The sequence below is a fragment of the Blautia ammoniilytica genome, from assembly GCF_025566965.1.
Classification (GTDB): Bacteria; Bacillota; Clostridia; order Lachnospirales; family Lachnospiraceae; genus Blautia_A; species Blautia_A ammoniilytica.
On record NZ_JAOQJL010000004.1, the window covers coordinates 157,547 to 164,444 of the forward strand.

At 41.3% G+C, this 6,898-nt stretch carries 6 protein-coding genes; all 6 read left to right on the forward strand.

Translation table 11 applies throughout. The features are described from left to right. The first annotated feature begins 36 nt into the window (after positions 1 to 36). Positions 37 to 1,407 (forward strand): DNA repair protein RadA, encoded by a 1,371-nt coding sequence (gene radA / locus OCV61_RS03425; protein ID WP_158420683.1) that lies wholly within the window; start codon positions 37 to 39, stop codon positions 1,405 to 1,407. Between the two features lie 240 nt (positions 1,408 to 1,647). Further along, positions 1,648 to 2,712, forward strand: coding sequence for a Gfo/Idh/MocA family protein (locus tag OCV61_RS03430; RefSeq protein WP_158420684.1), 1,065 nt, complete (start codon positions 1,648 to 1,650; stop codon positions 2,710 to 2,712). Between the two features lie 27 nt (positions 2,713 to 2,739). Beyond that, positions 2,740 to 3,531, forward strand: a complete 792-nt coding sequence (locus OCV61_RS03435; protein WP_158420685.1) for a ThuA domain-containing protein — start codon at positions 2,740 to 2,742, stop codon at positions 3,529 to 3,531. Between the two features lie 23 nt (positions 3,532 to 3,554). Continuing rightward, entirely contained in the window at positions 3,555 to 4,841 is a 1,287-nt protein-coding gene (locus OCV61_RS03440) for an ABC transporter substrate-binding protein (RefSeq protein WP_262582654.1), read from the forward strand. A 96-nt stretch (positions 4,842 to 4,937) separates the two neighbouring features. Next, the gene (locus tag OCV61_RS03445) at positions 4,938 to 5,834 is read left to right on the forward strand and encodes a carbohydrate ABC transporter permease (RefSeq protein WP_262582655.1); all 897 of its coding nucleotides are present in this window, start codon (positions 4,938 to 4,940) and stop codon (positions 5,832 to 5,834) included. 2 nt (positions 5,835 to 5,836) lie between these two features. Continuing rightward, positions 5,837 to 6,691, forward strand: coding sequence for a carbohydrate ABC transporter permease (locus tag OCV61_RS03450; RefSeq protein ID WP_262582656.1), 855 nt, complete (start codon positions 5,837 to 5,839; stop codon positions 6,689 to 6,691). The last annotated feature ends 207 nt before the right edge of the window (positions 6,692 to 6,898 follow it).

Here is a 6,898-nt window from a genome sequence, read left to right on the forward strand (position 1 = left end):
CGATAACCGGATGAATGAGTAAGTTGAATTAAAAGAATGAAGAATAAAAAGATTGTATTTTTTTGTCAGGAATGCGGATATGAGTCTGCAAAATGGATGGGGCAGTGTCCTGGATGTAAGGCCTGGAACACCTTTGTAGAGGAGCCGGTATCCACAGTCAAGAAAAGCACCGGAGCAGCAGCCAGGCTGACAGACAGAGCAGAGCCAATGCTCCTGAAGGATATCCGACTGGACGAAGACGAAAGAAAAACAACCGAAATAGGGGAATTGGACAGAGTGCTTGGCGGTGGTATTGTGCCAGGCTCTCTGGTTCTTGTGGGTGGAGATCCGGGTATCGGAAAGTCCACCCTTCTTTTACAGGTGTGCAGGAATCTTTCTCAGGATGGTAATTCTGTCCTGTATATATCAGGAGAAGAGTCCTTAGGACAGATTCGTCTGAGAGCCAATCGGATCGGTATCTTTAATGACAAAATGCAGCTTCTGTGTGAGACGAATCTGGATACCGTCCGTCAGGTGATGGAAAGGCTGAAGCCTGAGGTGGCCATCATTGACTCGATACAGACCATGTTTTCGGAGGAGGTTGGCTCTGCCCCAGGCAGTGTTTCCCAGGTAAGAGAGTCTACCAATGTGCTGATGCAGATCGCTAAGGGGCTTGGGATCACGATTTTTATTGTAGGTCATGTAACAAAAGAAGGAAATGTGGCAGGTCCCCGTGTGCTGGAGCATATGGTAGATACAGTCCTTTATTTTGAAGGGGACAGACATGCTTCTTATCGTATCCTTCGGGCAGTGAAGAACAGATTCGGTTCTACCAATGAAATCGGTGTTTTTGAAATGAAAGAATCAGGTCTTCAGGAAGTGGCCAATCCATCAGAATATCTTCTGGATGGCCGGCCTGAGAATGCTTCCGGGTGTGTAGTGGCCTGCTCCATGGAAGGGACAAGACCGATTCTTGTAGAGATCCAGGCACTTGTATGCCAAAGCAATTTCGGGATTCCCAGAAGGACTGCAGTAGGGACGGATTTTAACAGGGTAAACCTTTTAATGGCAGTTCTTGAGAAGAAGGTTGGCCTGCATCTGGCTTCCAGTGATGCCTATGTGAATATTGCAGGCGGAATGAAGATGACAGAACCGGCCATTGACCTGGGGATCTGCCTTGCCATTGTTTCCAGCGTGAAGGATATTGTAATTCCTGACGGTCTGATGGCTTTTGGAGAGATCGGGCTTTCTGGAGAGGTACGTGCAGTGAGTATGGCAGGCCAAAGGGTAAAAGAAGCGAAAAAGCTGGGGTTTGACACAGTGATCCTGCCGGAAGTGTGCAAAACCTCTGTGGAGAAGCCAGAAGGGATTCAACTGGTGTTTGTAAAAAGGATCCAGGACGCCATCACTTATATTATGAAAAAATAAAAGAAATCAAGGGAATATTGAAAATTTAGGGAATCCATCTGAAGAGCAGTATCTTTGGATGGATTTTTTTTGTATATGGCTATTTACAATAAAAAAATTGGTTATTTTTCATGTGTTATCTTTTAGGTAAAAATAATAATATAAACAAGTAATAAAATTAATATTAATAATTTACATTATTTGTTACTATTACACAGTAAACAAAAACCTATTTCAACGAAATGATATGGAGGAAGATGAGTGGAAAAGATAGGCATTGGTATAGTGGGATTGGGTATGATCGCAACTGGTGTTCATTTACCTGGTATTCAGAAATGCCCGGATTTAGAATTAAAGGCCATTTGTGATACCGATCCAGAGGCAGTGAAAGCTGCACAGGCATTGTATGGAATTGATGACGCACATTGCTTTACTGATTTTAAAGATTTGATCAACTGTCCGGAGGTAGATGCAGTAGATATCTGTACACCGAATTATCTGCACTTTCCTGTTGCAAAATATGCAATAGAAGCAGGAAAACCATATAATCTGGAAAAACCTGTGGGACTGAATGCAGAAGAGGCAAATACACTGGCTGAGATGACAAAGGAAAAAGGACTGGCTCATATGGTTTGCTTTTCTTATCGATTCAAAGCAGCTGCACGTTATGCCAGAGATTTGGTACAGTCTGGACAGCTTGGAGATATTTATCATGCACATATGCAGTATTCTCAGGCATGGGGCATGCCTTATCAGAATGAACACATGTATTGGCATCATGAAAAAAAATATGCGGGCTCCGGTGTGCTTGGCGATTTAGGAAGTCATGGAATTGATCTGGTCAGATTCATAACCGGAAAAGATTATACAAAGGTAATCGGCAATCAAGGCACATATGTAAAAGAACGCTGCAGAGTAGAAGGTGGCATGGGAACCGTGGATGTGGATGATTTTACACACATTCTTGCTGAATTAGATGGCGACATTTCCGCATCCCTGTTATTTACCCGGTTTGGGTATGGAAGAGGAAATTACCAGAGACTGGAACTGTCAGGCAGCAAGGGAGCTTTAATTTATAAACTGGATGAAACACCTGGAGTGGACGAATTGGAAGTGTGTATCGGTGAACCATATGCATCAGCCGCTACGTTTACAAAGCTGCCAATTCCAAGTAAGTATTATGCAGACCAGATGCAGTCATTTGCAGATATCTGCCTGAAAAAAGGCGATGGCTTATCAGCGAATATTTATGACGGTCTGAAAGATCAGAAAGTGATAGATGCAGTAATAGAATCTGCAAAATCAGGAAACTGGCAAGAAGTTTAATATACATAATTCAGAAGGGAGAAAAAAATGAAAACAGATAAAATCCGTGTAACGGTGTGGAATGAAAATATACATGAAGTAGAGTTTGAGGAAATCCGTAAGGTGTATCCAAAGGGAATCCATGGCTGCATTGCAGAATTTCTGGAGAAAGCCGGAATGGATGTGAAAACAGCTATCCTGAGGGAGCCGGAACATGGACTGACAGAAGAAGTGCTGAATGAGACTGATGTGCTGATCTGGTGGAGCCATATTGCCCCGGGAGAAGTAAGTGATGAAGTTGTAGAGCGCGTATATAATAGAATCGTTATGGAAGGTATGGGCCTGATTGTATTACATTCTGCACATGACTCAAAAATCTTCCATAAGTTAATGGGTACAGACACCGGTTGGCTTAAATGGAGAGAGGATGGGGAAAAAGAAATTATGTGGATCGTAGATCCTTCTCATCCGATTGCAGAAGGATTACCTGAAAAAATCGTGCTGCCTAATGAGGAAATGTATGGCGAACACTTTTTGATCCCGCAGCCTGACGAGCAGGTATTTATCAGCTGGTTTGAAGGCGGAGAAGTATTCCGGTCCGGCTGCTGCTGGCACAGAGGTATGGGAAAAGTATTCTATTTACGGTGTGGCCATGAGGCATTTCCAACTTATGAAATTCCGGAAATCCAGCAGATTATTATTAATGCTGTGAAATGGGCAAGGCCGCTTAACTTCCCCAAAATCGCACGTCAATGGGATCAGACAATTCCTACCATTGAGTTTAAAAAAGCGGAAGATTTTTCAGAGATCGATGGATTACATGAACATCAGTCAAATTGATAAGTATGGGGAGGTTTTACACTATGAAGATGAAGAAAATAACAGCAATTGCACTGGCACTTTTAAGCGCAGGTATGCTTACTGCATGTGGATCTAGTCAGGAAAGCACTCAGAAAGAAGAGACATCATCCAAAGAGTCAACTGAGACAGCAAGCTCTAAGAAGGATGATGTAACACATATTGAGTTTTTCCAGATGAAAAAAGAAGCGGTTGACACAGTAGATTATTTGATTGCTGAGTTTGAAAAACAGCATCCGGATATTGATGTGGAGCAGGTTACTGTTCCAGATGGAGAATCTGTACTGATGACAAGAGCGGCTGCAGATGATTTACCGGATGTATTTACACATTATCCAATATATGCAGACTTTACAAACTTTGTTAAAGAAGGAAAAGTTCTTGATATAACAGGAAAGCCATGTACAGAAACAATTAATCCGGACTATCTGAAATCAGCAGAGATTGACGGAAAGAATTATATTGCACCAATTTCCTTATCATATCTGGGTATTTATTACGAGGAAAACCGCTTCAAAGAAAAAGGCTACGAAGTACCGGAGACATGGGATGACCTGGTTGCTTTAGTAGATAAGATGCAAGAAAACGGAGATACTCCTTTTATTCTTTCCAATAAAGAAGGATGGACCATTTCTGACCTGTGGACAGGTATTATGACAAAAGAGATTGGTACATACCAAGGTTTTTATGAAGATATGCTGGCTGGCAAAGACAGTTATTCCCAGAATCCAGTAGCAAAAGACAGCTTGGAAAAAGCAAAATGGGTAATCGACAACGCACAGACAGACAGCATTTCTGTTAGCTATGACCAGGCAATCACAGATTTTGTTAATGGAAAAGGCATGATGATGCCGTCCGGTTCTTTTGCACTGCCTTCTCTTAAGACCAGTAATCCGGATGCTAGCTTTAAAGTATTCCCATGGCCGGCATACAACGATGATCCAAAAGAAATGTTAAATGTTGACTGGGCAATTGCAGCAGGAAATAATAAAAATGATAACAAAGAGGCTGTTGATACCTTTATGCAGTATCTGACCAGCACAGAAGCAGCACAGATCTTTGCAGACAGAGATCATACGCCGTCTGCTATTAAAGGTGTTGTGGCAGATATTCCAGAGGCTCCGATGATGATGGAGTCCATTGAGAAAAACGGTGTCCTTGATGCCATGGCTCCACCGGCAGGATTTGAGCAGGAGAAGCGTGCAGAGCTTCAGGAAATGGTTATGGATGGAGATATAACCAAATGTCTGAACAAATTGGATGAGATCTGGAAAGAACTGACAGCTGAGTAAGAGACAACTCATACATAAGATGCTCCTGCCTCACAACCGGATAAAGATTGTGGGGCAGGGCTGCTATGCACGACAACATAAAGGGAGGAGATTACTATGTCACAAGAAGGTGTTGTTCCTCATAAGAAAAAAAACAGCTGGGGGATGATTGGGTTTACGCTCCCCATCGTATTTCTGTATTCTTTTTTATTTCTGATTCCCATTGCAATAGGTTTTTATTACAGTTTGACAAACTGGAATGGATTAAGCAGCGATTATAAGATTGTAGGTCTTTCTAATTATCTGAAAATTTTCAAGGATACACGTTTCCTGAATGCAATCAAATTTAATGTTGTATATATGGTACTGCTTGTTGTTTTTACATTGGTGATTTCTATGGCAGTGGCACTGATGATCAATCGTATAAAAAGGTTTTCTACTTTTTTCCGATCCATATATTTTATACCAGCAGTACTTAGTTTGATCACCGTTGGATTGATCTGGAATGAATTATTTTTCCGTGTCATTCCGGTAATCGGACAAAAACTTGGTATCGAGTGGCTGAGTACCAGTATGCTGGGAAATCCAAAGCTGGCGATGGTTGCAATTTTGATTGTAAGTTTATGGCAGGGCTGTGCAGTACCAGTTATGCTGTTGATTGCCGGACTTCAGAGTGTACCGGCTGAACTGTATGAAGCAGCCACAATTGATGGAGCAGGTGCTTTTCAAAGGTTTAAAAACATTACGGTTCCGTTTTTAATTCCAATTATCAATATGATCATTATTATGCAGACCAAAGAAGGTCTTACTATTTTTGACTATATTAAAGCAATGACAGATGGAGGCCCTGGACGAGCTACAGAGGCAGTCGGTTTGCTGATTTATAAATATGCGTTGCTGGAAAGCAAGTACAGCCAGTCAGTAACAATTTCTATGGTATTGACTGTTGTGATCGGCCTAATATCTTTCTTCACAATGAGAGTGACCAGCAGTAAACAGGTAGGGGAGGAATGATTATGGAAGCAGCAAAAAAACATATCTCAATGAAATCAGTGCTGTTTAAAGTGCTTGTATATGGTCTATTGCTGGCAGGATTATTGCTGATCCTATATCCTCTGTATATTACAGTGATCACAGCTTTTAAGTCTCCGGCTGAATCAACACAAAACTTTTTCGCCTTTCCAAAGAGCTTATATCTGGAAAACTTTAAGTCAGTATTCAAAAAAGCAAATTATCTCAGATATTTCATGAACTCTATTTTTGTCACAGTTGTGTCTGTTGCAGTGATCATGCTGCTAACACCGATGTGTGCTTATGCGATTTCGAGAAATATGAAAAAAAAGTATTTTAAGTTTGTTTATCTGTATATTCTGGCAGGACTTTTTGTTCCGTTTCAGGCACTTATGGTTCCGCTTGTTAATTATACAGCTGCTTTGAATCTGAATAATCAATTTGGTTTGATTCTGTTACATGTTACGTTTGCTGCACCACAAGCAGTTTTCTTATTGGTGAACTACATACGTTCTGTGCCTCAGGATCTGGAATCTGCTGCACTGATTGACGGATGTACAACATTTGGAGCGTATTGGCGTATTGTACTTCCACTGATCAGTCCCATGCTTGTTACTGTGCTTGTGTTAAATGCAATGTGGATCTGGAATGACTTCCAGCTGTCCTTAATGATTTTAAACAAATCTCCTGACTCCTGGACACTGCCATTGTTCCAGTACAATTTCAAATCACAGTACACATTTGATTATAATATGGCATTTGCTTCTTATCTGGTGGCGATTGTTCCTATTATTCTGGTTTATATTTTTGCGCAACGCTACATTGTGGATGGGTTGACACAAGGCGCTGTAAAGAGCTGATTGAGCATTGCATGAAATTAATGGAAGTGGTAACATGTTTGTAAGAGAGTAATGAAATAATTCATTGTGAATATGAAAGGATATGTGGTGGTGAGAAAGTGGTTTTGCAGACGTTTGCAAATTCTGCTCGAACGGTACGCCTATTCTGAAATCAGCGGTACATTCATTCTGATTTAGCGGTACGCGTTTTCTGCTCAAAACGGTACG

Coding starts and splice junctions, on each gene's coding strand:
- radA (WP_158420683.1), top strand. CDS start 37: ATGAAGAATAAAAAGATTGTATTTTTTTGTCAGGAATGCGGATATGAG.
- OCV61_RS03435 (WP_158420685.1), top strand. CDS start 2,740: ATGAAAACAGATAAAATCCGTGTAACGGTGTGGAATGAAAATATACAT.
- OCV61_RS03440 (WP_262582654.1), top strand. CDS start 3,555: ATGAAGATGAAGAAAATAACAGCAATTGCACTGGCACTTTTAAGCGCA.
- OCV61_RS03445 (WP_262582655.1), top strand. CDS start 4,938: ATGTCACAAGAAGGTGTTGTTCCTCATAAGAAAAAAAACAGCTGGGGG.
- OCV61_RS03450 (WP_262582656.1), top strand. CDS start 5,837: ATGGAAGCAGCAAAAAAACATATCTCAATGAAATCAGTGCTGTTTAAA.